This window comes from Paramagnetospirillum caucaseum (assembly GCF_000342045.1).
GTDB lineage: Bacteria > Pseudomonadota > Alphaproteobacteria > Rhodospirillales > Magnetospirillaceae > Phaeospirillum > Phaeospirillum caucaseum.
This window is the reverse complement of the sequence record NZ_AONQ01000015.1, coordinates 52,011-75,376: the sequence shown is the minus strand read 5'-3', so window position 1 is coordinate 75,376 and position 23,366 is coordinate 52,011. Positions and strand designations below refer to the sequence as shown.

General features: G+C 68.1%; 28 protein-coding genes. 14 read left to right on the top strand and 14 right to left on the bottom strand.

Translation table 11 applies throughout. The features are described from left to right. The 5 genes from H261_RS07585 to mutM form a co-directional block, all read right to left on the bottom strand. Window positions 1-304 (bottom strand): DnaA N-terminal domain-containing protein (locus tag H261_RS07585; protein ID WP_322096291.1); only part of this gene is annotated, 304 nt, incomplete at its 3' end. A gap of 506 nt (window positions 305-810) precedes the next feature. Beyond that, a complete protein-coding gene (gene rpsT / locus H261_RS07580; protein ID WP_008616083.1) occupies window positions 811-1,083 on the bottom strand; it encodes a 30S ribosomal protein S20 in 273 nt (90 codons plus the stop codon). A gap of 113 nt (window positions 1,084-1,196) precedes the next feature. After that, complete coding sequence (locus H261_RS07575) at window positions 1,197-1,973, bottom strand: enoyl-CoA hydratase (protein WP_008616082.1); 777 nt, start codon at window positions 1,971-1,973, stop codon at window positions 1,197-1,199. Window positions 1,974-1,996: 23 nt separating this feature from the next. Further along, on the bottom strand, window positions 1,997-2,356 hold the full coding sequence (locus H261_RS07570) for a hypothetical protein (protein ID WP_008616080.1): 360 nt from the start codon (window positions 2,354-2,356) through the stop codon (window positions 1,997-1,999). Window positions 2,357-2,371: 15 nt separating this feature from the next. Next, the gene (gene mutM, locus H261_RS07565) at window positions 2,372-3,211 is read right to left on the bottom strand and encodes a bifunctional DNA-formamidopyrimidine glycosylase/DNA-(apurinic or apyrimidinic site) lyase (protein ID WP_008616078.1); all 840 of its coding nucleotides are present in this window, start codon (window positions 3,209-3,211) and stop codon (window positions 2,372-2,374) included. A gap of 66 nt (window positions 3,212-3,277) precedes the next feature. Between mutM and ubiE the strand changes: the two genes are divergently transcribed. Both ubiE and ubiB read left to right on the top strand, forming a co-directional pair. After that, the gene (ubiE, locus tag H261_RS07560) at window positions 3,278-4,036 is read left to right on the top strand and encodes a bifunctional demethylmenaquinone methyltransferase/2-methoxy-6-polyprenyl-1,4-benzoquinol methylase UbiE (RefSeq protein ID WP_008616077.1); all 759 of its coding nucleotides are present in this window, start codon (window positions 3,278-3,280) and stop codon (window positions 4,034-4,036) included. After that, window positions 4,037-5,578 carry a 2-polyprenylphenol 6-hydroxylase gene (gene ubiB / locus H261_RS07555; RefSeq protein WP_008616071.1) on the top strand — a complete coding sequence of 514 codons (1,542 nt, stop codon included), beginning with the start codon at window positions 4,037-4,039 and terminating at the stop codon, window positions 5,576-5,578. Window positions 5,579-5,597: 19 nt separating this feature from the next. On the opposite strand, the gene ctrA is transcribed toward ubiB, so the two are convergent. Further along, window positions 5,598-6,311, bottom strand: coding sequence for a response regulator transcription factor CtrA (ctrA, locus tag H261_RS07550; RefSeq protein WP_008616069.1), 714 nt, complete (start codon window positions 6,309-6,311; stop codon window positions 5,598-5,600). A 91-nt stretch (window positions 6,312-6,402) separates the two neighbouring features. Here ctrA and fliI point away from each other — a divergent pair, with 91 nt between their 5' ends. The 6 genes from fliI (at window position 6,403) to H261_RS07520 (ending at window position 13,256) form a co-directional block, all read left to right on the top strand. Then, on the top strand, window positions 6,403-7,755 hold the full coding sequence (fliI, locus tag H261_RS07545; protein WP_008616054.1) for a flagellar protein export ATPase FliI: 1,353 nt from the start codon (window positions 6,403-6,405) through the stop codon (window positions 7,753-7,755). 6 nt (window positions 7,756-7,761) lie between these two features. Next, window positions 7,762-8,196, top strand: coding sequence for a flagellar export protein FliJ (locus tag H261_RS07540; protein WP_008616049.1), 435 nt, complete (start codon window positions 7,762-7,764; stop codon window positions 8,194-8,196). A 334-nt stretch (window positions 8,197-8,530) separates the two neighbouring features. Beyond that, a complete protein-coding gene (locus H261_RS07535) occupies window positions 8,531-9,376 on the top strand; it encodes an AAA family ATPase (protein ID WP_008616048.1) in 846 nt (281 codons plus the stop codon). Next, window positions 9,376-9,765 carry a bacteriohemerythrin gene (locus H261_RS07530; protein ID WP_008616047.1) on the top strand — a complete coding sequence of 130 codons (390 nt, stop codon included), beginning with the start codon at window positions 9,376-9,378 and terminating at the stop codon, window positions 9,763-9,765. Before H261_RS07535 ends, H261_RS07530 begins: the two co-directional genes overlap by 1 nt. Continuing rightward, complete coding sequence (locus tag H261_RS07525; protein WP_008616046.1) at window positions 9,765-10,970, top strand: vWA domain-containing protein; 1,206 nt, start codon at window positions 9,765-9,767, stop codon at window positions 10,968-10,970. The genes H261_RS07530 and H261_RS07525 overlap by 1 nt, the downstream gene beginning before the upstream one ends. A gap of 78 nt (window positions 10,971-11,048) precedes the next feature. Continuing rightward, entirely contained in the window at window positions 11,049-13,256 is a 2,208-nt protein-coding gene (locus tag H261_RS07520) for a PAS domain S-box protein (protein ID WP_008616045.1), read from the top strand. Here the strand turns inward: H261_RS07520 and H261_RS07515 are convergent. Further along, complete coding sequence (locus H261_RS07515) at window positions 13,231-14,043, bottom strand: serine aminopeptidase domain-containing protein (protein ID WP_008616044.1); 813 nt, start codon at window positions 14,041-14,043, stop codon at window positions 13,231-13,233. The genes H261_RS07520 and H261_RS07515 overlap by 26 nt on opposite strands. Window positions 14,044-14,146: 103 nt before the next feature. Here H261_RS07515 and H261_RS07510 point away from each other — a divergent pair, with 103 nt between their 5' ends. From H261_RS07510 to soxZ, 3 genes are read left to right on the top strand one after another with little or no spacing between them, the layout of a single operon-like run. Beyond that, window positions 14,147-14,671 (top strand): hypothetical protein, encoded by a 525-nt coding sequence (locus H261_RS07510; protein WP_008616043.1) that lies wholly within the window; start codon window positions 14,147-14,149, stop codon window positions 14,669-14,671. 11 nt (window positions 14,672-14,682) lie between these two features. Then, window positions 14,683-15,141: a thiosulfate oxidation carrier protein SoxY gene (soxY, locus tag H261_RS07505; protein ID WP_008616042.1), complete on the top strand. Its 459-nt coding sequence runs from the start codon at window positions 14,683-14,685 to the stop codon at window positions 15,139-15,141. A 5-nt stretch (window positions 15,142-15,146) separates the two neighbouring features. Continuing rightward, the gene (gene soxZ / locus H261_RS07500) at window positions 15,147-15,467 is read left to right on the top strand and encodes a thiosulfate oxidation carrier complex protein SoxZ (protein ID WP_008616033.1); all 321 of its coding nucleotides are present in this window, start codon (window positions 15,147-15,149) and stop codon (window positions 15,465-15,467) included. A gap of 136 nt (window positions 15,468-15,603) precedes the next feature. On the opposite strand, the gene H261_RS07495 is transcribed toward soxZ, so the two are convergent. From H261_RS07495 to H261_RS07485, 3 genes are read right to left on the bottom strand one after another with little or no spacing between them, the layout of a single operon-like run. Further along, window positions 15,604-16,647 carry an extracellular solute-binding protein gene (locus tag H261_RS07495; RefSeq protein WP_008616032.1) on the bottom strand — a complete coding sequence of 348 codons (1,044 nt, stop codon included), beginning with the start codon at window positions 16,645-16,647 and terminating at the stop codon, window positions 15,604-15,606. After that, the gene (locus tag H261_RS07490) at window positions 16,647-19,112 is read right to left on the bottom strand and encodes a Lon protease family protein (protein WP_008616030.1); all 2,466 of its coding nucleotides are present in this window, start codon (window positions 19,110-19,112) and stop codon (window positions 16,647-16,649) included. The genes H261_RS07495 and H261_RS07490 overlap by 1 nt, the downstream gene beginning before the upstream one ends. Continuing rightward, window positions 19,109-19,504 carry a metallopeptidase family protein gene (locus H261_RS07485; protein WP_008616028.1) on the bottom strand — a complete coding sequence of 132 codons (396 nt, stop codon included), beginning with the start codon at window positions 19,502-19,504 and terminating at the stop codon, window positions 19,109-19,111. The genes H261_RS07490 and H261_RS07485 overlap by 4 nt, the downstream gene beginning before the upstream one ends. A gap of 92 nt (window positions 19,505-19,596) precedes the next feature. On the opposite strand from H261_RS07485, the gene H261_RS07480 reads away from it, so the two are divergent. Then, window positions 19,597-19,902, top strand: coding sequence for a 4a-hydroxytetrahydrobiopterin dehydratase (locus H261_RS07480; protein ID WP_008616017.1), 306 nt, complete (start codon window positions 19,597-19,599; stop codon window positions 19,900-19,902). A 7-nt stretch (window positions 19,903-19,909) separates the two neighbouring features. On the opposite strand, the gene H261_RS07475 is transcribed toward H261_RS07480, so the two are convergent. From H261_RS07475 to H261_RS07465, 3 genes are all read right to left on the bottom strand, one after another. Then, complete coding sequence (locus H261_RS07475; RefSeq protein WP_008616016.1) at window positions 19,910-20,134, bottom strand: hypothetical protein; 225 nt, start codon at window positions 20,132-20,134, stop codon at window positions 19,910-19,912. Between the two features lie 115 nt (window positions 20,135-20,249). Continuing rightward, the gene (locus H261_RS07470) at window positions 20,250-20,453 is read right to left on the bottom strand and encodes a SlyX family protein (protein WP_008616015.1); all 204 of its coding nucleotides are present in this window, start codon (window positions 20,451-20,453) and stop codon (window positions 20,250-20,252) included. Beyond that, window positions 20,450-20,983, bottom strand: a complete 534-nt coding sequence (locus H261_RS07465) for a hypothetical protein (RefSeq protein WP_008616014.1) — start codon at window positions 20,981-20,983, stop codon at window positions 20,450-20,452. The genes H261_RS07470 and H261_RS07465 overlap by 4 nt, the downstream gene beginning before the upstream one ends. A gap of 242 nt (window positions 20,984-21,225) precedes the next feature. On the opposite strand from H261_RS07465, the gene H261_RS07460 reads away from it, so the two are divergent. Both H261_RS07460 and H261_RS07455 read left to right on the top strand, forming a co-directional pair. Beyond that, entirely contained in the window at window positions 21,226-21,645 is a 420-nt protein-coding gene (locus H261_RS07460; RefSeq protein ID WP_008616013.1) for a response regulator, read from the top strand. Window positions 21,646-21,651: 6 nt separating this feature from the next. Further along, the gene (locus H261_RS07455) at window positions 21,652-22,059 is read left to right on the top strand and encodes a hypothetical protein (protein WP_008616012.1); all 408 of its coding nucleotides are present in this window, start codon (window positions 21,652-21,654) and stop codon (window positions 22,057-22,059) included. Here H261_RS07455 and H261_RS07450 read toward each other — a convergent pair whose 3' ends face one another. After that, entirely contained in the window at window positions 22,060-23,205 is a 1,146-nt protein-coding gene (locus H261_RS07450; protein ID WP_008616011.1) for a tetratricopeptide repeat protein, read from the bottom strand. Between the last annotated feature and the right edge of the window lie 161 nt (window positions 23,206-23,366).

Sequence of the window (23,366 nt, the reverse complement as noted above, 5' to 3'; positions counted from 1 at the left end):
GAACCGGCCTGGGCGCGGCGGCGGCAGCCTTGGCGGCGGCCTGGGCGACAGAGACGGCGCGGGCCGCCTCGACCACGATCTCCACATTGCGGATGGCCGGGTTCTCGGCCCCCCACAGGGTGCGGATGCGCTCGGCATAGTGGGTATTGACCCAGTCGCGCATGAAGCGGGTGGGCAGGGACAGCTTGACGGCGCCGTCGCTCATGCCGTGCAGGGTGATGGGGCGAAGCCAAGACCGATAGGCGGCATCGCCGACTTCGTCCTTCAGCCTGACCTTCACACGATCCCACTCAGACTTTACCATTGCCGACCCCGAATCCTTGACCCACCGTCCCACGGCGCCGTGAAACCTTGGTTCCGGCACCGTCCCTCTTTACGCCAGCGACGGCATCATGCGTTGGGCTCCCCTCCCGACGGTCCGCGAAGGTCCCGTCCGCATGCGGCCTTGCTGTCCCCCAGCCTTGGCCGCGCCGAGTCATACTCTGGCGTGACCACACTGTAAATATGCCGAACAATCCATATTACAAAAAGTCATCAACAGGCTGTGATCTGCTTCACACAATGATGCGAAGCAGAGAACAAATAAAAAAGGCAAAATTCTATTGATTTCGCGACGCCGCATTATTGCGGCCAGCGAGGTTCGCGACTCTACCGAGCCCGCCGATGACTCGCAACGTGATCGGAACGCGAACATGGAAAATTTTTTGCTTGCAATTCCGGACTCGCGGATTCGCCGGGACTTGCCAAAACGACAAGGGCCGCGCACTTGGCGCGGCCCTTGAAAATCTCAGGAAAATCAAGCCATTGGCATTAGGCCAGCGGCTTCATCTCCTTGACGCGGGCGACAAGGCGGGAAACCTTGCGCGACGCGGTGTTCTTGTGCAGCACGCCGGCCTGGGCGCCCTTCATCAGTTCGGGCTGGGCCTCCTTGAGGGCGGCCTGGGCGGCGGCGGAATCACCGCCGGTGATGGCAAGCTCGACCTTCTTGACGAAGGTACGGATGCGGCTCACGCGGGCGCGATTGACCTCGGTGCGACGCTCGGTCTGGCGGATGCGCTTCTTAGCCGACTTATGATGGGCCATGGATCAGAACCTTGGAACACGGTTGCAAATTCGAAGGCGCGTTTATATGTCCGCGCCGGGAGGTCGTCAAGCGTTGAATCGGAGCCCGGCGGATTCACCGGGCTCCGGGCGGCTCAACAGTTCTTGAAAGCGGCCGGGCGCTTCTCGACGAAGGCGGCCATGCCTTCCTTCTGGTCAAGGGTGGAGAAGGTGGAATGGAACAGCCGGCGCTCGAAGGTGACGCCCTGGGCCAGCATGGTCTCGAAGGCGGCGTTGACCGATTCCTTGCACAGCATGACGATGGGGCGCGACAGCGAGGCGATCTTGCCGGCGGTCTTGACCGCCTCGTCCACCAGTTCGGCCACCGGCACGATGCGGCTGACCAGGCCGGCGCGCTCGGCCTCGGCGGCGTCCATCAGGCGGCCGGTGAGGCACATCTCCATGGCCTTGGACTTGCCCACGGCGCGGGTCAGGCGCTGGGTGCCGCCGGCGCCGGGGATGGTGCCGATGGTGATCTCGGGCTGGCCGAACCGGGCGTTGTCGCCGGCGATGATGAAGTCGCACATCATGGCCATCTCGCAGCCGCCGCCCAGGGCGAAGCCGGCCACCGCCGCCACGATGGGCTTGCGGCACTTGGTGACGCGCTCCCAGCCGTCGGTGATGAAGTTGGCGAGGTAGACGTCCATGTAGCCCTTCGACGCCATCTCCTTGATGTCGGCGCCGGCGGCGAAGGCCTTGTCCGAACCGGTCAGCACCACGGCACCGATGGAATCGTCGGCCTCGAAGGCGTCGAGCGCCTGGCCCAGCTCGGTGATCAGGGCGGCGCACAGCGCATTCATGGCCTTGGGACGGTTGAGGGCGATCAGGCCGACATTGCCGCGGGTCTCGACGGTGATGTTCTCGAAAGCCATGGGAATTCCTCTTCGCTGAAGTGTCATTCGGGGGAAATGGTGAAACGCAGGGTGACCCCGGCGCGGTCCTGGGTGGTCTCGAGGCGCAGCACCTCGGCCTCGCGGCGGTACAGCCGGTCGCCTTCCCGCGCCCAGCCCAGCTGGGGCAAGGTGGCGGCGTAGAATTTCAGGATGTCGGCAGCCTTGGCGGCGCCGTGGGCATAGGCCTCGACGATACGGCCCGAGGGCGAATCGAACGACACGCCCGAGCCCGCCAGCTCGGTCAGGCCGGGGGCGAGCGGCAGATCCTCGTAGGCGGACAGGAAGGCCTCGGCCCGCGCCGATCCGGGGCCAAGCAGGAGGATGAGCGCGAAAGCGGTAAGCAGATGCCGAAAACGTGCCATGGAAAGCCTATACCATCACCCTTGACGCTTCGCACAATAGAAAGTGGAGCGCCCGGCCTGGACGATCCGCCGGATGCCGCCGCATTCCGGCGCCCCCGGGCAGGCGGGGCAGGTTTCGCCCTCGCGGCCGTAGACCTGGAAGGAATGCTGGAAATAGCCCAGTTCGCCGTCGGGCCGCGCGTGGTCGCGGAGCGTGGAGCCGCCCGCCCGGATGGCCTCGGCCAGCACCGCCTTGATCTCGGGCAGCAGCCGGCCGATTTCGGCCCGGCTCAGGCTTCCGGCCGGGCGCAGCGGCGCGATGGCGGCGCGGAACAGGCTTTCGCACACATAGATATTGCCCAGGCCCGCCACCACCTTCTGGTCCAGCAGCACCGTCTTGATGGGGCCGCTCTTGCCGGCCAAGGCCCCGGCCAGCACGCGGGCGTCGAAGGCATCGTCCAGCGGCTCCGGCCCGATCCCGGCCAGCAGCGGATGGGCGGCCAGCTCCGACGCATCGCACAGGGTGAACAGGCCGAAGCGGCGGGGATCGGTCAGCGTCACGGCGACCCCCTGGTCGGTCACCCATTCCACATGGTCGTGGGGACCGGGCGGGGCGTTGCGCAAAGCCCCGATGGCCATGCGCCCCGACATGCCGAGATGGCCCAGCATGACCAGCCCGCCGTCGAGCCGCACCACCAGATACTTGGCGCGGCGCCCGACCGTCTCCACCGTGCGGCCGGTCAGGCGCTGGGCGAAGCCGGCGGGGAAGGGAACGCGCAGGCCGGCCCGGCGGGTCTCGACCGACACGAAGCGCCGTCCGTCCCACACTTGGGCCAGGCCTTTGGCGACGGTTTCGACTTCGGGCAGCTCGGGCATGGCGGGGAGTATAATGGAGGCGCCGCCCCGTGACAGCGGCGAATTTCCGCGATAAGGTGCCGCACCATGACGAACAGCCATTCCCACAACGACGGCACCACCCATTTCGGCTTCAAGACCGTGGCCGAGAACGAGAAGGTCTCGCTGGTCCGCGGCGTCTTCGATTCGGTGGCGTCCAAATACGACCTGATGAACGACCTGATGAGCGCCGGCGTCCACCGCCTGTGGAAGTCGGCGTTCCTCGACATGCTGCGCCCCCGTCCCGACCAGACCCTGCTGGACGTGGGCGGCGGCACCGGCGACATCGCCTTCGGCTGGAAGAAGCGGGGCGGCGGCCCGGTCACCGTGTGCGACATCAACCGCGAGATGCTGTCCGTCGGGCGCGACCGCGCCGTGGACCGCAATTTGCTGAATGGGCTGACCTGGGTGTGCGGCAATGCCGAGGACCTGCCCATACCCGACCGGTCGGTCGACCGCTACACCATCGCGTTTTGCCTGCGCAACGTCACCCATTGGGACCGGGCCATCGCCGAGGCCTATCGGGTCTTACGTCCCGGCGGGCGCTTCATGTGCCTGGAATTCTCGCGCGTCATCGTGCCGGGCCTGCGCGAGGCCTACGATTCCTATTCCTTCAACGTCCTGCCCAAGGTGGGCGGCATGGTCACCGGCAACGCCGAGGCCTATCAGTACCTGGTGGAAAGCATCCGCAAGTTCCCGCCCCAGGAAGAGATGGCCGCCATGGTCGAGGCCGCCGGCTTCGCCCGCGTCGAGGTGCGCAACCTGTCGGCGGGCATCGCCGCCATCCATTCGGGGTGGCGCCTGTAAATGATCCGCTCCATTCGCAACCTCAACCGCCTGCTGACCATCGGCCGCGTCCTGGCCCGCCACGACGCCCTGTTCCTGCTGGAAGAGATCCTGCCCGTCGCGCGCTTCGGCTCCAGGCTGCTGCGCGGCGGCCGCGCGCCGGTCAGCGCCGGGCGTCCGGGCCTGCGGCTGGCCGCCGCCCTGGCCGAACTGGGGCCGTCCTTCATCAAGCTGGGTCAGGCGCTGTCCACCCGCGCCGACCTGCTGGGCGAGGAGATGGCCGCCGACCTGTCGGGCCTGCAGGACGAACTGCCGCCGTTTTCGCCCGAGGAGGCGCGGCGCATCGTCGAGGAGGAACTGGGCGGGCCGCTCGCCAATTTCTATTCCAGCTTCGACGACACGCCGGTGGCGGCGGCCTCCATCGCCCAGGTGCATTTCGCCACGACGCGGGAAGGCCGCGAGGTGGCGGTCAAGGTGCTGCGCCCCGGCGTCGAGGCCAAGTTCCACCGCGATATCGACCTGCTGTACTGGCTGGCCGAGTGGGCGGAGCTGACCGTTCCCCGCATCCGCCGCCTCAAGCCGGTGGAAACGGTCAAGACCTTCGAGGAATCCGTCACCCTGGAGATGGATCTGCGCTTCGAGGCGGCCGCCGCCTCCGAGCTGGCCGAGAATTTCCGCGGCGACGACAATTTCAAGGTTCCCGAGGTGGACTGGCTGCGCACCGGCAAGCGCCTGCTGACCCTGGAGCGGGTGGCGGGCATTCCGGTGGACGAGACCGACCGTCTGCGGGCCGCCGGCATCGACCCGGTCGACGTGCTGGCCAAGGCCGCCGAGGCCATGTTCAAGCAGGTGTTCCGCGACGGCTTCTTCCACGCCGACATGCACCCGGGCAATCTGTTCATCGGCGAGGGTGGCCAGCTCATCGCCATGGATTTCGGCATCATGGGCCGGGTCGATAAGCGCACAAGGCGTTTCCTGGGCGAGATGCTGCTGGGCTTCCTGTCGGGCGACTACCGCAAGGTGGCCGAGGTGCACTTCGCCGCCGGCTACGTGCCCGCCGACCAGTCCATGGACACCTTCACCCAAGCCTGCCGCTCCATCGCCGAGCCCATCCTGGGCCGTCCGCTGCACGAGATTTCCATCGCCAAGCTGCTGGGCCAGCTGTTCCAGGTCACCGAGACCTTCGCCATGGAGACCCAGCCGCAACTACTGCTGTTGCAAAAGAGCATGCTGGTGGCCGAGGGCGTCGGGCGCATCCTCGACCCCAACATCAACATGTGGCATCTGGCCCAGCCGCTGATCGAGGGCTGGATGCGCGAGAATCTCGGCCCCGAGGCCCGGGTGCGCGAGACAGTGAGCAGCGTGGTCGGCTCGCTGGAGCGCCTGCCCCGCCTGCTGGCCGAGACCGAGAAGACCTACGCCATGCTGGTCAACCAGGGGCTCAAGCTGCACCCCGATACGGTCAAGGCCATCTTCCCCGACCAGGGCCGCATCCGCCGGCCGTCGTCCCTGCTGGCCTGGGTGATCGCCGCCGGTCTGGCGGTGGCGCTGTATCTGAAGTAGAGGAGGCGGGCGAGACGCCCTATTCCGCCGCGCCGACCTTGTTGGAATTGGCGGGCAGGTCGGGATCGCGCAGCACGTAGCCGCGTCCCCACACCGTCTCGATGTAGGATTCGCCGCCGGTGGCCGTGGCCAGCTTCTTCCTGAGCTTGCAGATGAAGACGTCGATGATCTTCAACTCCGGCTCGTCGATGCCGCCGTAGAGGTGGTTGAGGAACTGCTCCTTGGTCAGGGTCTGGCCCTTGCGCAAGGAGAGCAGTTCCAGGATGCCGTATTCCTTGGCGGTGAGGTGCAGCGGCTCGCCGGTCACCGCGACGGTCCGCGCGTCCAGGTTGACCGACAGCTTGCCGGTGTCGATCACCGACTGGGCGTGGCCCTTGGAGCGCCGCACGATGGCCTGGATGCGGGCCACCAGTTCGCCCTTGTCGAACGGCTTGGTCAGGTAATCGTCGGCGCCGGACCCCAGGCCCTTGATCTTCTTCTCCGGCTCGGAAAGGCCGGACAGGATCAGCACCGGCGTCTCGATGCGCGCCGAGCGGAGGCGGCGCAGCACCTCGTAGCCGTCCATGTCGGGCAGCATCAGGTCCAGCAGGATGATGTCGTAATCGTAGAGCTTGCCGATCTCAAGACCGTCTTCGCCCAGCGCAGTGGTGTCGACCACCATGCCCTCGGCCTTGAGCATGGATTCGATGGCTCTGGACATTAACTGGTCGTCTTCGACCACCAAGACTCGCATCGTAAGATCCCCGGTCCCATCCCTCTCTACGATGTGTTAACCATACGGGGGTATTCTGACGAGTTCAAGGCGGCTGGAAGGGGCGGTGCAATTGAAATTCCTTGTCCGCAACCTGATCAGCGACATCGAACGGGTCTCCAACATCCAGGTTTACGGCCAGGTGGCTGCCGTTCAGGGCATGTTGCTGGAGGCCGGGGGCGTGCAGCGGACCATTTCGGTGGGTGATCGCTGCAACGTGGTGGCCCGCGACGGCCGCCGGGTGATCTGCGAAGTGGTGGGCTTCCGCCAGGGCCGCGCCCTCCTGATGCCCTATTCGCCCATCGAGGGAATCGGCCTGGGCTGCCGCACCGAGGTCCAGGACGCCGAGCCGGTGGTCTATCCCGACCGCGGCTGGCTGGGGCGGGTGATCAACGGCTTCGGCGACCCGGTGGACGGCCTGGGGCCGTTGCCCGGCGGCGACACCGCCTATCCGGTCAAGGCCCAGCCGCCGTCGGCCCATTCCCGCTCACGGGTGTCGGGCAAGATCGATCTGGGCCTGCGCTCGGTCAATTCCTTCCTCACCTGCTGCCGCGGCCAGCGCATGGGCATCTTCGCCGGCTCGGGCGTCGGCAAGTCGTCCTTGATGTCCATGATGGCGCGCAACACCTCGGCCGATATCTCGGTGCTGGGCCTGATCGGCGAGCGCGGCCGGGAGGCCCGCGAGTTCATCGAGGACGATCTGGGGCCGGAAGGCATGAAGCGCTCCGTCGTGGTGGTCTCCACCTCGGACGAAAGCCCGCTGATGCGCCGCCAGGCCGCCTACATGACCCTGACCGTGGCCGAGTTCTTCCGCGACCAGGGGCTGGACGTGCTGTGCATGATGGATTCGGTGACCCGCTTCGCCATGGCCCAGCGCGAAATCTCGCTGTCGGCGGGCGAGCCGCCGGCCTCCAAGGGCTATACCCCCACGGTGTTCGCCGAACTGCCCCGCCTGCTGGAGCGGGCCGGGCCGGGGGTGGGCAAGGGCTCCATCACCGGGCTGTTCACCGTGCTGGTGGACGCCGACGATCATAACGAACCCATCGCCGACGCGGTGCGCGGCATCCTGGACGGCCACATCGTGCTCGACCGCTCCATCGCCGAGCGTGGCCGCTATCCCGCCATCAACATCCTGCGCTCGGTCAGCCGGACCATGCCCGGCTGCAACAACGAGCAGGAGAACGCCCTGGTGCGCCGCGCCCGCGCCCTGCTGTCCACCTACGAGGACATGGCCGAGCTGATCCGCCTGGGCGCCTATCGCCGGGGCACCGACCCCAAGGTGGACGAGGCCATCCACTACTACCCGGCCATCGAGGCCTTTCTCGGCCAGTTGAAGACCGAGGCCACCAACCTGCAGGCCTGCTATGCCCAGCTGGCCGAGGTGCTGGGCATGCCGTTCGACGGCGACGGCATGGGGCGGAAGTAGCGACCGATGGCCGCCAAGGGGCTGGGGACCCTCATCCGTCTCGCCAAATGGCACGTGGACGAGAAGCAGCGCATCCTGGTGGCGCTGCAGGGCCGCGAGGATGAGATTCTGGCCGCCATCCATCAGGCCGAGCAGAGCCTGATCCACGAGCAGCAGGTGGCCTCCGAGGATGCGGCCGGCGTCGGCTTCGCCTATGCCGCCTTCGCCAATGCCTGGCTGGCCCGGCGCGAACAGTTGATGCAGATGCTCGACCAGGTGCGCCAGGAGATCGTCCGGGCCCGCGACGACCTGGCCGACGCCTTCAACCAGCTGAAGACCTACGAGATCACCCAGAAGGAACGCGACCGCCGCGCCCAGGCCGAGCGCGACAAGAAGGAACAGGCCTTCCTGGACGAGATCGGGCTGAACATCCACCGCCGCAAGGACAAGGAAGAGGGCTAGGGCCAATGGACATTCAAGCGGATGGGACGAAAAACGGGCCACAGATGAACACAGATTCCCGCTACGCGGGACACAGATAAGTAATATTCTCAATTCACCTGTATTTACCTGTGTTCATCTGTGGCTGAAATTTCTGTCTGGAAGACGCTCTGGCCTGAAATCAGCCGAATTCCCTGAATGTCGATACAGCCTAGCGCCGCCCGTCCAGCCCGCCATCCCAAGGCCCAAACCGGGCGGGCGGCCGAAACGGCGGGATGGGCAATCATTTTAAATCGGCATTCCTTGACCGAATTGCCCCGGGCTCCTACCTTTCTGGACAAGAAGGAGTGAGCCGATGTCGTTCAAGGGTACCGAGACTTATGTGGCGACCGAGGACCTGCTGGTCGCGGTCAACGCGGCGCTGCGCCTCGAGCGTCCGCTGCTGATCAAGGGCGAGCCGGGCACCGGCAAGACCGTGCTGGCCGCCGAGGTGGCCAAGGCGCTGGGCCGCCCGCTGCTGCAATGGCACGTCAAATCCACCACCAAGGCGCAGCAGGGCCTGTACGAGTACGACGCGGTGGCGCGTCTCCGGGATTCGCAACTGGGCGATGCCCGCGTCCACGACATCTCCAACTACATCGTCCGGGGCAAGCTGTGGGAGGCGTTTGAGGCGCCTGAGCCGCCGGTGCTGCTGATCGACGAGATCGACAAGGCCGACATCGAATTCCCCAACGACCTGCTGCTGGAACTCGACCGCATGGAATTCCATGTCTACGAGACCAAGCAGGTGGTCCGGGCGGTGCGCCGCCCCATGGTGATCATCACGTCGAACAACGAGAAGGAACTGCCCGACGCCTTCCTGCGCCGCTGCTTCTTCCACTACATCCGCTTCCCCGACCGCGAGACCATGGAGCGCATCGTCGCCGTGCACTATCCCGGCATCAAGCCGGCCCTGCTGCACGAGGCGCTGACCGCCTTCTTCGACATCCGCGAGGTGGCGGGACTGAAGAAGAAGCCGTCCACCTCGGAACTGCTGGACTGGATCAAGCTGCTGCTGTCCGAGGATCTCAGCCCCGAGGATCTGCGGGCCAAGGACAAGAATTCGCTGATCCCCAAGCTGCACGGCGCCCTGCTGAAGAACGAGCAGGATGTCCACCTGTTCGAGCGTCTGGCCTTCTTGAACCGGCGGGAGGGACGCTGATGACCGTCATCCAGTGGACCGAAGCCATGAGCGTGGGAAATCCCGCCCTGGACAAGGACCACCAGAAGCTGATCCAGATGATCAACGACCTGGACCAGGCGGCCCCGGATTTTCTGGAGCTGTTCAACGCGGTCCTCGACTACACCACCGGCCATTTCGAGCGGGAGGAAACCCATCTGGAGGTCATTGGCTTCCCCGGCCTCGACGCCCACCGGGTGCAGCACGATTCCTTCGCCGACGAGGTGGCGGCCATGGTCAAGGAATACCGCGGCCACGCTTTCCAGGCCGGCGACACCCGGCTGAAGGATTTCCTGTGGTCCTGGCTCAAGGGCCACATCCTGATCGAGGATCAGCGCTACGCCGCATGGACCCGGGCCAGGGGCGGCTGATGTTCCTCACCCTGTTCCTCGAACTGCGCGACGCCAAGGTGCCGGTCACCTTGAAGGAATACCTCACCCTGCTGGAGGCGCTGTGCCAGGGCGTCGCCGAGATGAGCGTCGACACCTTCTATTACCTGGCCCGCTCGTGCATGGTGAAGGACGAGCGCAATCTGGACAAGTTCGACCGGGTGTTCGGCCGGGTGTTCAACGGCATCGTCGGCTCGGGCGATGAACTGGCCGCCGCGCTGAAGGCCGCCATCCCCGAGGAATGGCTGCGCAAGCTGGCGGAAAAGCACCTGACGCCGGAGGAGATGGAGCAGATCCAGTCGGCGGGCGGCTTCGAGAAGCTGATGGAGACGCTCCGGAAGCGCCTGGAGGAGCAGAAGGAGCGCCACCAGGGCGGCTCCAAGTGGATCGGCACCGCCGGCACCTCGCCGTTCGGCGCCTACGGCTACAATCCCGAGGGCGTGCGCATCGGCCAGGACGAATCGCGGCACCGCCGCGCCGTCAAGGTATGGGACGAGCGGGCCTACCGCAATCTCGACGACAATATCGAACTGGGCACGCGCAACTTCCGCATGGCGCTGCGCCGCCTGCGCCGCTTTGCCCGCGAGGGCGCCGCCACCGAACTGGACCTGCCCGGCACCATCACCTCCACGGCGCGGGCCGGCGGCTGGCTCGACCTCAAGATGCGGCCGGAACGCCACAACAAGGTCAAGGTGCTGCTGCTGCTCGACATCGGCGGCTCCATGGACGAGCATGTCCGCACCTGCGAGGAGCTGTTCTCGGCGGTACGCTCCGAGTTCAAGCACCTGGAGCACTTCTACTTCCACAACTGCCCCTATTCCGGCCTGTGGAAGGACAATCACCGCCGCCGCCAGGACGTCACCAACACCCTGGACGTGATCCACACCTACCCCTCGGACTGGAAGCTGATCTTCGTGGGCGACGCCGCCATGAGCCCCTACGAGATCACCATGCCGGGCGGCGCGGTGGAGGAATGGAACGAGGAGCCGGGCCATGTCTGGATGCGCCGCCTGCTCGACCAGTGGCCCAGCGCCGTCTGGCTCAACCCGGCGCCCCAGGCCCGCTGGCAGTGGACCCACTCCACCCAGATGCTCGAACAGCTGATGGGCGGGCGCATGCACCCGCTGACCCTGGAGGGGCTGGATGGCGCCATGCGCGACCTCAATCGCGGCGGCACCCATCAATGACGGATAGCCGGTATTGGTTTGTCCCCGCCATATGTTAGCCTGCGGGGGCGCACGGTTGTCTTGGGGGGAACTCACCGAATGGCGGACAGGGGCAGGCGGACCCTGACTTGGCTGGGCGGAGCACGCGGCCACCTGTTCCAGGTGGTCATGCTCGGCCTTATCCCCGCCGTCTTCCTGGGAACCCTGGCGGTCATCGCCCAATTGGTGGAATCCCTGTCGCTGCAGGCGGCGAGCGCCCAGGTGGAAACCCTGGCCCGCATGGCCGCCGCCATCCACGACCGCGGGCTGGAAAGCTCGCGCGAGGCCCTGGCCGCCCTGGCCAATAACCCCGACGACGAGGAATGCGGCAGCGATTACCGCCACTTCCTGCTGGCCATCGAGGGACATGAAGGCTTCCTGCGCACCGATCCTTCCGGCCGCGTGAAGTGCAGCATCGGCCTGGGCTCCGACATTTCCTGGCTGGCCAAGGGGCCCCATATCGGCCAGGCCATGGACAGCGGAGCCTTCGCCACCGCCCCCTACGAACTGCTCGCCGACGGCCGCGCCGCCCTGCCCATGGCCTATCCCATCCTCGACTGGCTGGGAACTCCCCGCGGCGCGGTGATCACCGCCCGCTCGCTCGACCATCTGGCCAAGGCGGTGGCGCCGCCCATCCTGCCCGAGGGCGCCCGGCTGCTGGTGCTGAAATCCGACGGCACCGTGCTGGCCCGGGTGCCGCCCCTGCCCGAACCGGCCCCCGCCGTCACCCCGGTGCCCGAGTTGAAGGCGGCGGCGGCGCACGGCGTCGCCGGATCATTCACCGCCGCTTCCATCACCGGCGAGATGGCGGTGTTCGGCATCGCGCCGCTGGGCCGCATGGCCCCGGAAGCCATCGTCGCGGTGACCATTCCGGTGGATATGCTGGGCGGCTCGGAACGGCAATTCCTGCGCATGGCGGTGATCGCCTTCGCGGTGGCCGGGGCGGGCGCCGTGCTGTTGCTGTGGTATGCCAGCCGCCGCCTGCTGTTCGCGCCGCTGGGCCGTCTGGCCGACGCCATGCGCCGGGTGCGGGAAGGCGACATGACCGCCCGGGCCGGCGGCGGGCTGGGGGAAGTGGGCGAGATGGGCGCCACCTTCGACACCATGCTGGGCGCGCTGAACGAGCGCGAGGTCCTGCTGAAGGACAGCGAGGACCGCTTTCGCGCCACCTTCGAGCAGGCCGCCGTGGGCATGAGCCATGCTACCCCCAACCGCCGCTTCATCCGCGTCAACCGCCGCTTCGCCGCCATGCTGGGCTACGAGCCCGAGGAACTGATCGGCCGTTCCACCCCCGACCTCACCCATCCCGAGGATCGCGGCCTGGGAACCGAGGAAATCGCCGCCATGATGCGGGGCGAGCGGGAAAGCTATTCCGTCGAGAAGCGCTTCATCCGCAAGGACGGCTCCATCGCCTGGAGCAACCTGACGGTGTCGGCCCTGCGGCGCGAGGGGCGCATCGAGTACCTGATCGGCGTCACCGAGGATATCGCCCGGCGCAAGCAGGCCGAGGCCCAGCTGCTGGCCGCCAAGGAACAGGCCGAAAGCGCCAGCCGCGCCAAGAGCGAGTTCCTGGCCGGCATGAGCCATGAACTGCGCACCCCGCTCAACGCCATCATCGGCTTCGCCGAGACCATGTATTCCCAGGTCCTCGGCCCCATGCCCGACCGCTACCGCGAATATGCCGGCGATATCTCGGCCTCGGGCCGCCATCTGCTGGGCATCATCACCGACATCCTCGATCTGGCCAAGATCGAGGCGGGAAAGATGGAGCTGGACGACCGCCCCCTGGACGTTCTCCCCATGGTCGAGACCGTCATCCGCCTGTTGCGCGACCGTGGCGCCGCCGCCGGCCTGGAACTGAGCGTCGAGATTCCGGTCGGCCTGCCGCAGATCATGGCCGACGAGCGGCGCATCCGGCAGGTGCTGATCAACCTGCTGGCCAATGCCGTCAAGTTCACGCCCCATGGCGGGACGGTGAGTGTCTCCGCCGCCGCCCCCCCCGAGGGCGGGCTGGAACTGCACGTCTGCGACACCGGCATCGGCATGACCGAGGACGAGATCGCCCAGGCGATCGAGCCCTTCGTCCAGGTGGATGCCCGCATCGCCCGGCGCCACGAGGGCACGGGTCTCGGCCTGCCCATGGTGTCGGCCATCATGGAGATGCATGGCGGATCGATGACCATCCGCAGCCACCCCAATCAGGGAACCATGGTCACCGTCGCCCTGCCTCCCGGCCGGGTGTTCAGCGCGGCCCCGCCGGCCGCATGAACGCCGCCATGGCGGCGTTCACCTCGGATTCGCGGCCGAAGAAACCGTGGGCCGACATGGCCTGGCAGGCCGCCGACCGCGCCGGGGCGCCGCCCTCGACCAGCAGCAGTTCCCGCCGGGGCGACTTCACCATGCTGTCGAGCAGCCGGGGGGCGTCGGCGGGGGGAGTGACCTCGCAGGAATCGCCGGCATGGGCGACGACCATGGCCGGGACGGCCACCGTCTCGAGCCCCAGACCGAAGACGCCGTTGGGCGGGTAGGAATGCCTGGGATGCCCGCGGGTGATGGACGAGGTCAGGATCACCCCGCCGATCTCCCCGCCAAGCTTCGACGCCACGCTGGCCACCGACAGGGTTCCCATGCTGGTGCCGATCAGCCACACCGGCAGATCGCCCCCCTGACGCCGCAGCCAGGCGGCCAGCGCCGCGATATCGGCGGCATGTTCCTCCGACTGGCGGAAGCGCGCCGTCATGGCCCACCCCTGGTCGGAGGGCGCATCCATGGTCGCCACCAGGATACCCTGGCCGGCCAGCAGCCATCGCGACCGCACCAGGAAATTGCCCCGCCCGAAAGCCACCGGCGCGACAATCGCCTCGCCCGGCTGGATTCCCAGGCTGCCGTCGCCCCCGGCGAGCAGGATGGCGATGGCGGCGGGCGGGGCCGCCGGCTCCGTCAGATAGAAGGCGGTGGTGACCCCCGGACGGCTTTCGATCTCCAGCGCCCGCTCCCCCGCCACGTCGTTTTCCGCCCGCGCGCCCTGCCCGGCCAGCAGAAACGCCAGGACCATCACCCATCCACGCATTGCCACATCTCCCCATGCCGCTTGGCCTCGACGGCTCCATCATGGCACAGTACGGCATCGGCAACATTCCTGGACCGCTCCACCCCTCATGGTCAGCGAACTGCTACGCCCCGATTCCGAGTTTTCCCGCGCCGTGTACAAGGAAATCCGCCCGGCCATTCCCCGTGCCCACTGGCCGGTGGAGGCCCTGCGCGCCACCTTCACGCCGACCAATGACGGGCTGGCGCTGATCGCCCATTTCGAGGGACTGGCGCCCAACTACGCCGCCCTGGCCGCCCAGGTGGTGCTGCAGGCCAAGGTCGACATGGTGCTGGTCTCGCCGGTGGCGGCCCTGGCCTCGGCGGTGGTCTACAGCCGGCGCTGGCGCGACACCTTCCTCTACGCCCTGGTGCCCGTCCTGTTCGCCATCCCCCTGATGGCCCCCCTGGGCGGCCTGGCCATGCGGGCCAGCATGGTCCTGTTCGCCCTGAACGCCGCCGCCCTGCTGCTCAGTCATTTCCGCCTGCTGCAGCGCCGCGGGGCCTTGCAGCAGGGCCGCTTCATCGCCGAGATTCCCACTCCCGGCCTGCGCATCAAGGTGCCCCAGGGCACCCCGGTCCACCACCAGGAGTGAAAGGCCCCGCCATGCCCTCCCCCCAGTCTCCCCGACGCCGCGCCCTGATCCTGGCCCTGCCGGCCGCCGGTTGCGCCCTCGCCCTGGCGCCCGGCGCCGCCCTGGCCAGCCGGGCCGAGGCCGACGAGGCGGCGCTGCGTCTGACCGGCGGCGCCAGGCCCAAGGACGGCAAGGTCCGCCTGAAGCTGCCCGAGATCGCCGACAGCGGCGCCACCGTGCCGTTCACCGTCTCGGTGGACCATCCCATGGCGCCGGACAATTACGTCAAGGCCATCCACGTCCTGGCCCACGACAATCCCGCCCCCCAGGTGGCCAGCTTCCACTTCACCCCCACAGGCAAGGCCGAGGTGTCGGGCCGCCTGCGCCTGGCCCGCAGCCAGGAGGTGCGCGCCGTCGCCCTGCTGTCCGACGGCAGTGCCTGGGAGACCCGGCGCGAGGTTAAGGTCACGGTCGGCGGTTGCGGAGGCTGACGGACATGCCCACTCCCAAGGTGAAATTCCCCGAGACCGCCGCCAGGGGCGAGATCATCGAGATCAAGACCCTGATCGACCACGACATGGAATCCGGCCAGCGCAAGGACATGAACGGCGTCCTGCTGCCGCGCCGGATCATCAACCGCTTCACCTGCGCGCTGAACGGCAAGGTGGTGTTCACGGCGGAGCTTCATCCGGGGATTTCAGCCAATCCGGGTCTGACCTTCTACATCACCGCCAGCGAGAGCGGCCCCCTGGACTTCACCTGGGAGGACGACGACGGCAGCCGCTACACCCTGTCGCGTCCGCTGACGGTGAAGTGAGACCAACAATCGAAACTTTCCGCCGCTGGACGGCCGCAAGCGCGGCCGCGCACCTTATGGCGGGGGAGCCAAACGAAGTGCCCGGCGATTGAGGACTTTACGGCGGCTCAATTCAGTGAGCCGCCGGTATTCCGATTCACTCACCGGCGGAAGGCCGCTTGGCCCGCGTCTTGACCTCCGCCCACACCGCTTCGTGGCGGTGCTGGGCAATGTCGCCGCAGGACGGCAGGAAGCCGACCTTGGCCGGCCACGGCGCCACCATTTCCGGCGCGGCCAGCACGGTGGCGGCCAGAAAGCCCTCGCTGCCGCGGATCATGTTGGCGTAGCCGTTGAAGTTGGAATCCAGCGCCGCATTCTCCGGCTTCAGCATGAAGGTCAGGAACTTCATGGCGTTGGCCCGGTTGGGCGGATGGCGCGGCACCACCACCACATCGGTCCACACCAGATTGCCCTCGCGCGGATAGGCGTAGGCCAGGCTGGGACGCTTCTCCCTGGCCCGCATGGCATCGCCGTTCCAGGTGACCGCCAGGACGATGGCGGGATCGGCCAGGGCGGCCATCACCCGCTCGGCGGCCACCAGCCGGTTGCGGACCAGCAGCGGCTCCAGCAGGCGGGCGGCCTTTTCCAGCTTGCCCGGGTCGGTGGTGCAGCGCGCCTCGCCCAGATAGACCAGGGCCAGTTGGACCATGTCGCCTTCGTCCAGCAGGCCGATGCGCCCGTCCACCTCCGGCGGCGGCTCGAACAGCAGGCGCAGCGAATCGATGTCGCCGCGATGGACCGAGGTGTCGACGGCGAAGGCGGTGGTCCCCCACTGATGGGGAATGGTGTACTCGTTGCGCGGATCGAACGAACGCGACCGCCAGGGGTCCTCGACGTTCCAGAAACCGTTGAGGCGATCGGCCAGCACCCGTTCGATCAGGCCGCCGCGGATCAGGCCGCCCACGTGGTAGTCGGGGGAAAAGGCGATGTCGAAGCCCGACCTGGCCCCGGCCAGACGGGCAACCACCTGATCGCGATCGGCCGCCACCGTCAGATTGACGGTGATTCCGGTCTCGCGCTCGAACTTGCGCAGCAATTCCGGCGACAGGTAGGAGGAGCGGGTCAACACCCGGAGCTCGCTGGCCGCCACGCCGGCGGAGGCCAGCAGCAGGACGGCGAGCAGGAGCAGCCGGCGCAGCATCACCCGCCGCCGCCGTTGCGGCCCAAGCCGCCGGACAGCCGGGGCATGGCCAGATCCTCGGCCCGGCGCATGAAGGCGCCGAGACGCGCCGCCACCCGCCGGTTGATGGAACCCGAGGGGAACTTCCCCTCGGCATCGCGCTCGCCGGCCGGGTATCCGGTCAGCAGCGCCATACCCTGATCGACGCTCTCCACCGGATAGACGGCGAACAGCCCGGCTTCGGCCGCCTCGACCACGTCCTTGCGCAGCATCAGGTGCGGCACGTTGGCGGCGGGGATCAGCACGCCGTGGCTGCCGTCCAGCCCCCGGGCCCGGCACAGGTCGAAGAAGCCCTCGATCTTTTCGTTGACCCCGCCGATGGCCTGGACGCGGCCGAACTGGTCGATGGAACCGGTCACCGCCAGACCCTGGCGGATGGGCAGATCGGCCAGGGCGGAGAGCAGGGCGTAGAGTTCGGTGGACGAGGCGGAATCCCCTTCGATGCCGCCATAGGACTGCTCGAACACCAGGGTGGCCGACAGGGCCAGGGGCAACTCGGTGGCATAGCGCGACGCCAGGAAGGACGACAGGATCATCACCCCCTTGCCGTGGATGGGACCGCCCAGCAGGACCTCGCGCTCGATATCCACCACGTCGCCCTTGCCGAAGCGCACCCGCGCCGTCACCCGGGTCGGGCGGCCGAACGAGAAGCGGCCCAGTTCCAGCACCGCCAGCCCGTTGATCTGGCCCACCGCCTCGCCGTCGGTGGCGATGTGGACGGTGCCGCTCAGCATCTCGTCCTGGACGTTGTCGCGCACCCGGTCGAGACGGCGGATGGAGGCGGCCACCGCCCGCTCCACATGGGACGCGGCCACGGTTTGCGCGCCTGCGTCGCCGGCCCAGTAATCGGCCTCGCGCACCAGGTCGGCCAGGCTGGCCATGTGGGTGGACAGCCGGGTGGAATCGGCCACCTCGCGCGAGGCCTGCTCGACGATGCGGGCCACGGCACCCCGGTCCAGCGGCCTCAGCCCCTCCTTGCGCGCCAGGGCGGCCACCGAACGGGCCAGCAGGGCGGTGTTGGTCTCGCTGCGCTCCATGTGCCAGTCGAAATCGGCCGAGACCTTGAACAGCTCGCCGAATTCCGGGTCGTTGTGGCTGAGCAGGTAATAGAGCATGGGATCGCCGACCAGCACCACCTTGAGGTCGAGCGGAATGGGCTGGGGTTCCAGCGACAGGGTACTGATCAGTCCCATGGCCTGGCCGGGGGATTCGATGCGGATCTCGTGGTCGCGCAGCGCCCGCTTCAGATCCTCCCAGGCGAAGGGGTGCATCAGCAGCTTCAGGGCGTCCATCACCAGATAGCCGCCATTGGCCCGGTGCAGGCTGCCCGCCTTGATCAGGTTGAAATCGGTGATCAGGGTGCCGTACTGGGCGATATGCTCGACCCGGCCGATGAGATTGGGCTGGGTGGGATAGGTCTCCATCACCACCGGGGCGCCGGTCTCGCCCTCGCGGCAGACCAGCACGTTGACCCGGTAGCGGCGGAAGCGCCCGTCGGGGCCGCGCGGCCGCCCCTCGCCCCGGTGCTCGCCCTCCTCGGACTCGGGCAGGAAGTCCTGGGCGTTGAGCGCCACGTCGCGGGCCACGTCGTCGAGATAGGCCCCCACCTCCGGCAGGTCGACCCAGGCGCGCCTGAGATCGTCCATCAGATGGACGATGGCGCGGCCTACCGCCTCGCGCTCCAGTTCGCGCAGGCGCGCGCGCGCGTCGCGGTCCCAGCGCGGCACCTGCTTGATGGTGGCCTCCAACCGTTCCTGCAGCCGTTCCATCTCGGCCCGCAGCCGGGCCTGGACCTCGTCGGGCAGCTGCTTGAACTCGTCGGGGGGCAGCACCTCGTCGCCCTTGGACGGCGCCAGGCCCAGCCCCCCCGGGGTGCGGACCAGGGCGATGCCGTGCGCCTCGGCGTCCTCCTGGATGGCGGAAAAGGCCGCTTCGCGCTGCTGCTTGGCCTCGCTCTCCACCATCTGGCGGCGGGCGCGGTAATCCTCGGCCTCGAAGGCGGCGGGCAGGGCGTGGCCCAGTTCCTCCACCAGATGGGCCATGTCGCGCTCCAGCGCCCGCCCCCGCCCGGCGGGAAGGCGCAGCGCCCGGGGGCGGGCCGTTGCCGCAAAATTCTCCACATAGACCCAATCGTCGGCGGGCGGACGGGCGGCAGCTGCCTCGCGCAGATGGTCGAGGATCAGGCTGCGCCGCCCGGTGCCCTCGGCCCCCAGGGCGAACAGGTTGAAACCGCGGTGGCGCATGCCGATGGCGAAGCGGATGGCCTCCACCGCCCGCTCCTGGCCCAGGGCCGGAGCGGGGCCGTCGAAATCGCCGGGCAGGTCGGCGGTGGTGGCGAAATCGAACCGGGCCGAATCACACACCCGGTAGAGCGCGGAAGGCGGCAGCGGCGCCGGCCCTTTTTCCGCCTTGCGCCGTTTGCTCACTCTTCATCCTCGATACGCTGCATGTCGTCGTCCGACAGGCCGAAATGGTGGCCGATCTCGTGGATCAGCACATGCCGGATCAGGGTGGACAGATCCTCGCCGGTCTCGCACCAGTAATCCAGGATGGGGCGGCGGTAGAGGAAGATCATGTCCACGTCGCCGGGCGCCCCGCCGAAGGCGTGGATGTCCATGGCCGAACCGTGATAGAGCCCCAGCAGGTCGAACGGGGTCTCCAAATCCATCTCGCGCTCCACCTCCTCGTCGGGGAAATCCTCGACGCGGATCACCACGTCGGCGGCATAACGCCGCAACTCCTCGGGAATGTCGGCGAAGGCGGCCTGGGCGATGGTCTCCAGGTCGGCCAGGCCGGGGGGCGTGCTATGGTGGGGCATCACTCTGCTCATGGAAAGAGAATCTACCCTGTCCTTGCGCCCGGCACCAGGGGTCCCCACTCTCTCGGAAGCACCGTCGAGGAGAGACCGGGATGAACGCCAAGCTGAGCAACGAGCAACGGGCCGCCGCCCTGGCGGAACTGGACGGCTGGACGGACGTGGAAGGACGCGACGCTATCCGCCGCTCGTTGCGCTTCGGCGATTTCACCGAAGCCTTCGGCTTCATGACCAGGGTGGCCCTGGTCGCCGAACGGATGAATCATCATCCCGAGTGGTTCAATGTGTGGAATCGGGTCGACGTCACCTTGTCCACCCATGACGCGGGCGGAGTGACGCAAAAAGACATCGATCTGGCCCACGCCATCGACGGCGCGGCCAGCCATGCCAGGACGGGATAGCCGCAGTCTAGACCGAGATGTCCAGAACCTGCCCCACGGCACCGCTCTTGACGGCGGCATCGGCGGTGGCAACGGCTTGCTGTGCCGTCTGCCCACCCTGGGTCAGCACCTGGGCGATGGCCAAGGCGGCATTCTCTTGCTGTTTGACGGCCGTCAGCGGCGCCTGCAATCCGGCCTGAGCCCGCTGAAGATAGAGCGCCGAATTCCCGGCGCCGACGGATGATGCGTCCATGGTCCTGCCTTTCTGGCTGAACGTTTAGAGGCTCACGTTAACGTATTCTTCAGGAAATGTCACGTTCCGGATTCCACGGGCCGGATTCCACGGGCCGGATTCCACGGGCCGGATTCTACAGGATGAAATCCTCGCCCGACCCGTCCCCGGCCTGCGCCGCCTCCAGCCGCTCCAGGCGGCGGGCGAGGTTCCGGTTCTCGCGCCGCAGGGCCTCGAGGTCGCGGGCCTGGGCGGCGGTCACGTCGGACAGGTCCTGGATGGCCATCTCGGCATGGGCCAGGGCGGTTTCCAGGCCGTCGAGGCGGCTGCCGACGCTCATTGCGGTTCCCCCGCCAGTTCCCGCATGACCTGCCCCAGCAGGCGGGTGAAGCGGGCATCATCCGGCCCCTCGACCCTGGCCACCCAGCCGCGCACCCACGACAGCGTCCCGCCGCTGCTGCAGAAAGCGGCCAGCAATTCCACGCGCCCGCCCTCGCCCCGGGCGGCGGCGGTCACCACCCGGCCGGCGCACAGTTCGGCAGCGTCCAGGGAGGGCGGAGCCCCGAAGGCGACCACCACCCGGATCTTGGGGCTGGGCGCCGCCTGGGGGTCGGTGGTCATGGTGAAGGGACGGCCGGGAAGGGCGGCGGACATGGCCCTGGCCACTCCGGCCCGCAGGTCGGCGGCGGAACCGCCGAACGGGTCGCCATGCACTTCCAGCAGCAGCGGCCCGGACGAGGTGGCGGAGAAGAAGGTGCTCCAGGTGGCGGGGCTGCGATAGCCGCCCGGCACCGTGGAGGGGCCGTCGCCGCATCCGCCCAGCAGGGCGGCAAGGGCGGCAGCGCCCAGCGAGAGGAGCTTTTTCATCATGCCTTCCATCGTCACTCCGGACGGGTCGTTAGGCAAGCCCCGCGCCCCAACTTTTCGCCGCCGAACCGGAATCTACCTAATACTAGAGACTCGATTTTCCCCGACACTTCATCGGTGTTAAGGTATTCACCGGATAAGCTGTGAAGGCATCCATAATCCGGTCAACGAGCCGGATCAGGGAAGGCGAATGCGCGGCATGCGACCCCACGGGGTCCGGCCCGCCATGTCTCGGGGGAACGGGTATGGGGCGGCGCGTCTGCGTCTTGATCATCGAGCCGAACGCCCATATGCGGCGCCTGATCGGCATCCTGATGGGGGCCGTGCCCGCCCACGAGGTGATCGAGGCCCGCACGCCGCAGCAGGCGGCGGCGCTGGTGGCGGAGCGGGCGCCTCATCTGGTGATCATGGACTGGTCCGACGACCCCACCGAAGGCGTGCTGTTCGTCCACCGTCTGCGCCGGGGCGAGATCGGCCGCGCCGACGTGCCGATCCTGGCCATCAGCCCCACCCTGCACCACGCCGTGCTGGAATCGGCGGGGGAGAGCGGCATCGACGAAATCATCGCCAAGCCCATCTCGGCGGTTGAAATCATCGCGCGCGCCACCGACCTGATCGAACTGGATCGCCGGCGCACGGAATCGGCGGAACAAGCCGCGGAATAGCCCCCCATGGCCGGAGACGGCGAGCTTCCCGAACTTTCCCCCGAAATCCTGGCCCGGGCCGAGGCGGCCCTGGCCGGGCTCTCCGGCCGCTATCTGGAATGGGCCGGGGCCGATGCCGCGCGGCTGCGCGCCTGCCTGGACGAGATCCTGACCCCGGGGGCCGACCTCGCCCTGCTGCTGCCCCGCCTGTTCACCATCAGCCACGACATGAAGGGCCAAGCCGCCACCTTCGGCTATCCCCTGGTCAGCGAGTTGGGCAACCGGTTGTGCCGGCTGATCGAGACCGAGCCGGCGCCGGACCCCGGGGGACTGGCCCGCATGGCCCGGCTGGCGGAGGGCATGATGCAGGTCATCGCCCAGCGCCTGGACGGCGACGGCGGCGAGACGGGCCGCGCCCTGCTCGAGGAAGCCTGATCAGAGCCCGGCGAGGTCGCGCAGTTCCTGCACCAGTTGGCGGGCCCGCGCGGTCTGCTTCTGGTTCATGCCCTTGGCGATGGCGTCGCGGGCCGCCTTGGCCCCGGCTTCGCCCTGGGCGATGGCCAGTTCGTACATGACATAGGCCCGCACCGGGTCCTTGGCGTGGAACCCCTGGCCCTTGGCGGCCAGGTCGCCCAGGGCCAGCAGGGCCTCGGCATGCCCCTGGACGGCGGCGGCTTCCAGCCACGCCACACCCTCGACCATGTCCAGGGGAAGCTCCATGCCCGCCACCTTGGCGGCGCCCAGCAGGTACTGCGCCTCGGCGTGGCCACGCCGGGCGGCGGAGCGCAGCCAGCGCTCCCCCTCGTTGATGCCGGGACGCAATTGCACCGCCCGGGCCTCGTCGGCGTTGAGCGGCTTGGTGGAATACCACACCGCGCCGAACGGATGGCTCTTGCGCTCGGCCTCCTTGGCGTTCCACTCCTCCTCGGCGGGTTTGCGCCACATGGCCGGACGCTCGAGCAGCAGGCGGCCCAGCCGGAAGCGGGCTTCCACGTCGCCATGCAGCAGGGCGGCCTGCCGGTACAGGCCCTCGGCCTGGGCGATGTCGGGCGGCACGCCGTGGCCGCGCTCCAGCACGTCGGCCAGCCCCATCATGGCGCGCAAATCGCCGGCCTGGGCGGCTTCGGCCAGCCAGGCGATGCCGTCGCGGCCGCCGATGGCGTGAACCTCGCCCTCGATGAACAGGTCGACCCAGCGGGCCCGCGCCTGGGCGTCGCCCAGGGTCCCGGCCTTGTACCACCAGTTGCCGGCGGCATTGAGGTCGCGCTTGACGCCCCGCCCGGCCTCGAACGCCTTGGCCGCCTCGACGGCGGCGGCGGCATGTCCCTCGGCCCCGGCCAGGGTGAACCACACCAGCGCCACCGCGGCATCGGCCTTGAGCCCGTGGCCGCCGCCGCGATAGGCTAGGCCCATCTGGTACTGGGCTTCCATGTCGCCAGTGGCGGCGGCCGCCGCCAGGGCGGCATGGCGCGACTCGGCGGCGGCGGCCGGCTTGGCCGCCTTCCTGGCGGCGGCATGGCCGCCCCCGGCCAGAGGCAGGGAGAGGGCGAGCAACGCGGCGACGGCAGCGGCGATCCTCATGAAACGGCACTTTCCACAGGCTGAAAGATGGGCGGGCATGATTCCACTTCCCGAGCGGGATGGCAATCGGAGCTTCGGCCCTGATCCTTACGCCCCGCTCCGATCAGGCATTCTAGCACGAAATCAGGATGATCCTTGCACTCGTGCGCCCGCGCGCGTAC

Bases quoted from the DNA above. Each gene is read 5' to 3' on its own strand.
- H261_RS07455 (WP_008616012.1), top strand. From the start codon at position 21,652: ATGGCCGGAGACGGCGAGCTTCCCGAACTTTCCCCCGAAATCCTGGCC.
- H261_RS07450 (WP_008616011.1), bottom strand. From the start codon at position 23,205: ATGAGGATCGCCGCTGCCGTCGCCGCGTTGCTCGCCCTCTCCCTGCCT.
- H261_RS07540 (WP_008616049.1), top strand. From the start codon at position 7,762: ATGGCCGCCAAGGGGCTGGGGACCCTCATCCGTCTCGCCAAATGGCAC.
- soxZ (WP_008616033.1), top strand. From the start codon at position 15,147: ATGCCCACTCCCAAGGTGAAATTCCCCGAGACCGCCGCCAGGGGCGAG.
- rpsT (WP_008616083.1), bottom strand. From the start codon at position 1,083: ATGGCCCATCATAAGTCGGCTAAGAAGCGCATCCGCCAGACCGAGCGT.
- H261_RS07510 (WP_008616043.1), top strand. From the start codon at position 14,147: ATGGTCAGCGAACTGCTACGCCCCGATTCCGAGTTTTCCCGCGCCGTG.
- H261_RS07465 (WP_008616014.1), bottom strand. From the start codon at position 20,983: ATGATGAAAAAGCTCCTCTCGCTGGGCGCTGCCGCCCTTGCCGCCCTG.
- H261_RS07535 (WP_008616048.1), top strand. From the start codon at position 8,531: ATGTCGTTCAAGGGTACCGAGACTTATGTGGCGACCGAGGACCTGCTG.
- H261_RS07520 (WP_008616045.1), top strand. From the start codon at position 11,049: ATGGCGGACAGGGGCAGGCGGACCCTGACTTGGCTGGGCGGAGCACGC.
- H261_RS07460 (WP_008616013.1), top strand. From the start codon at position 21,226: ATGGGGCGGCGCGTCTGCGTCTTGATCATCGAGCCGAACGCCCATATG.
- H261_RS07495 (WP_008616032.1), bottom strand. From the start codon at position 16,647: ATGCTGCGCCGGCTGCTCCTGCTCGCCGTCCTGCTGCTGGCCTCCGCC.
- ubiB (WP_008616071.1), top strand. From the start codon at position 4,037: ATGATCCGCTCCATTCGCAACCTCAACCGCCTGCTGACCATCGGCCGC.
- H261_RS07570 (WP_008616080.1), bottom strand. From the start codon at position 2,356: ATGGCACGTTTTCGGCATCTGCTTACCGCTTTCGCGCTCATCCTCCTG.
- H261_RS07515 (WP_008616044.1), bottom strand. From the start codon at position 14,043: ATGGTCCTGGCGTTTCTGCTGGCCGGGCAGGGCGCGCGGGCGGAAAAC.
- ctrA (WP_008616069.1), bottom strand. From the start codon at position 6,311: ATGCGAGTCTTGGTGGTCGAAGACGACCAGTTAATGTCCAGAGCCATC.
- ubiE (WP_008616077.1), top strand. From the start codon at position 3,278: ATGACGAACAGCCATTCCCACAACGACGGCACCACCCATTTCGGCTTC.
- H261_RS07475 (WP_008616016.1), bottom strand. From the start codon at position 20,134: ATGGACGCATCATCCGTCGGCGCCGGGAATTCGGCGCTCTATCTTCAG.
- H261_RS07470 (WP_008616015.1), bottom strand. From the start codon at position 20,453: ATGAGCGTCGGCAGCCGCCTCGACGGCCTGGAAACCGCCCTGGCCCAT.
- H261_RS07525 (WP_008616046.1), top strand. From the start codon at position 9,765: ATGTTCCTCACCCTGTTCCTCGAACTGCGCGACGCCAAGGTGCCGGTC.
- H261_RS07480 (WP_008616017.1), top strand. From the start codon at position 19,597: ATGAACGCCAAGCTGAGCAACGAGCAACGGGCCGCCGCCCTGGCGGAA.
- mutM (WP_008616078.1), bottom strand. From the start codon at position 3,211: ATGCCCGAGCTGCCCGAAGTCGAAACCGTCGCCAAAGGCCTGGCCCAA.
- H261_RS07485 (WP_008616028.1), bottom strand. From the start codon at position 19,504: ATGCCCCACCATAGCACGCCCCCCGGCCTGGCCGACCTGGAGACCATC.
- soxY (WP_008616042.1), top strand. From the start codon at position 14,683: ATGCCCTCCCCCCAGTCTCCCCGACGCCGCGCCCTGATCCTGGCCCTG.
- H261_RS07575 (WP_008616082.1), bottom strand. From the start codon at position 1,973: ATGGCTTTCGAGAACATCACCGTCGAGACCCGCGGCAATGTCGGCCTG.
- H261_RS07530 (WP_008616047.1), top strand. From the start codon at position 9,376: ATGACCGTCATCCAGTGGACCGAAGCCATGAGCGTGGGAAATCCCGCC.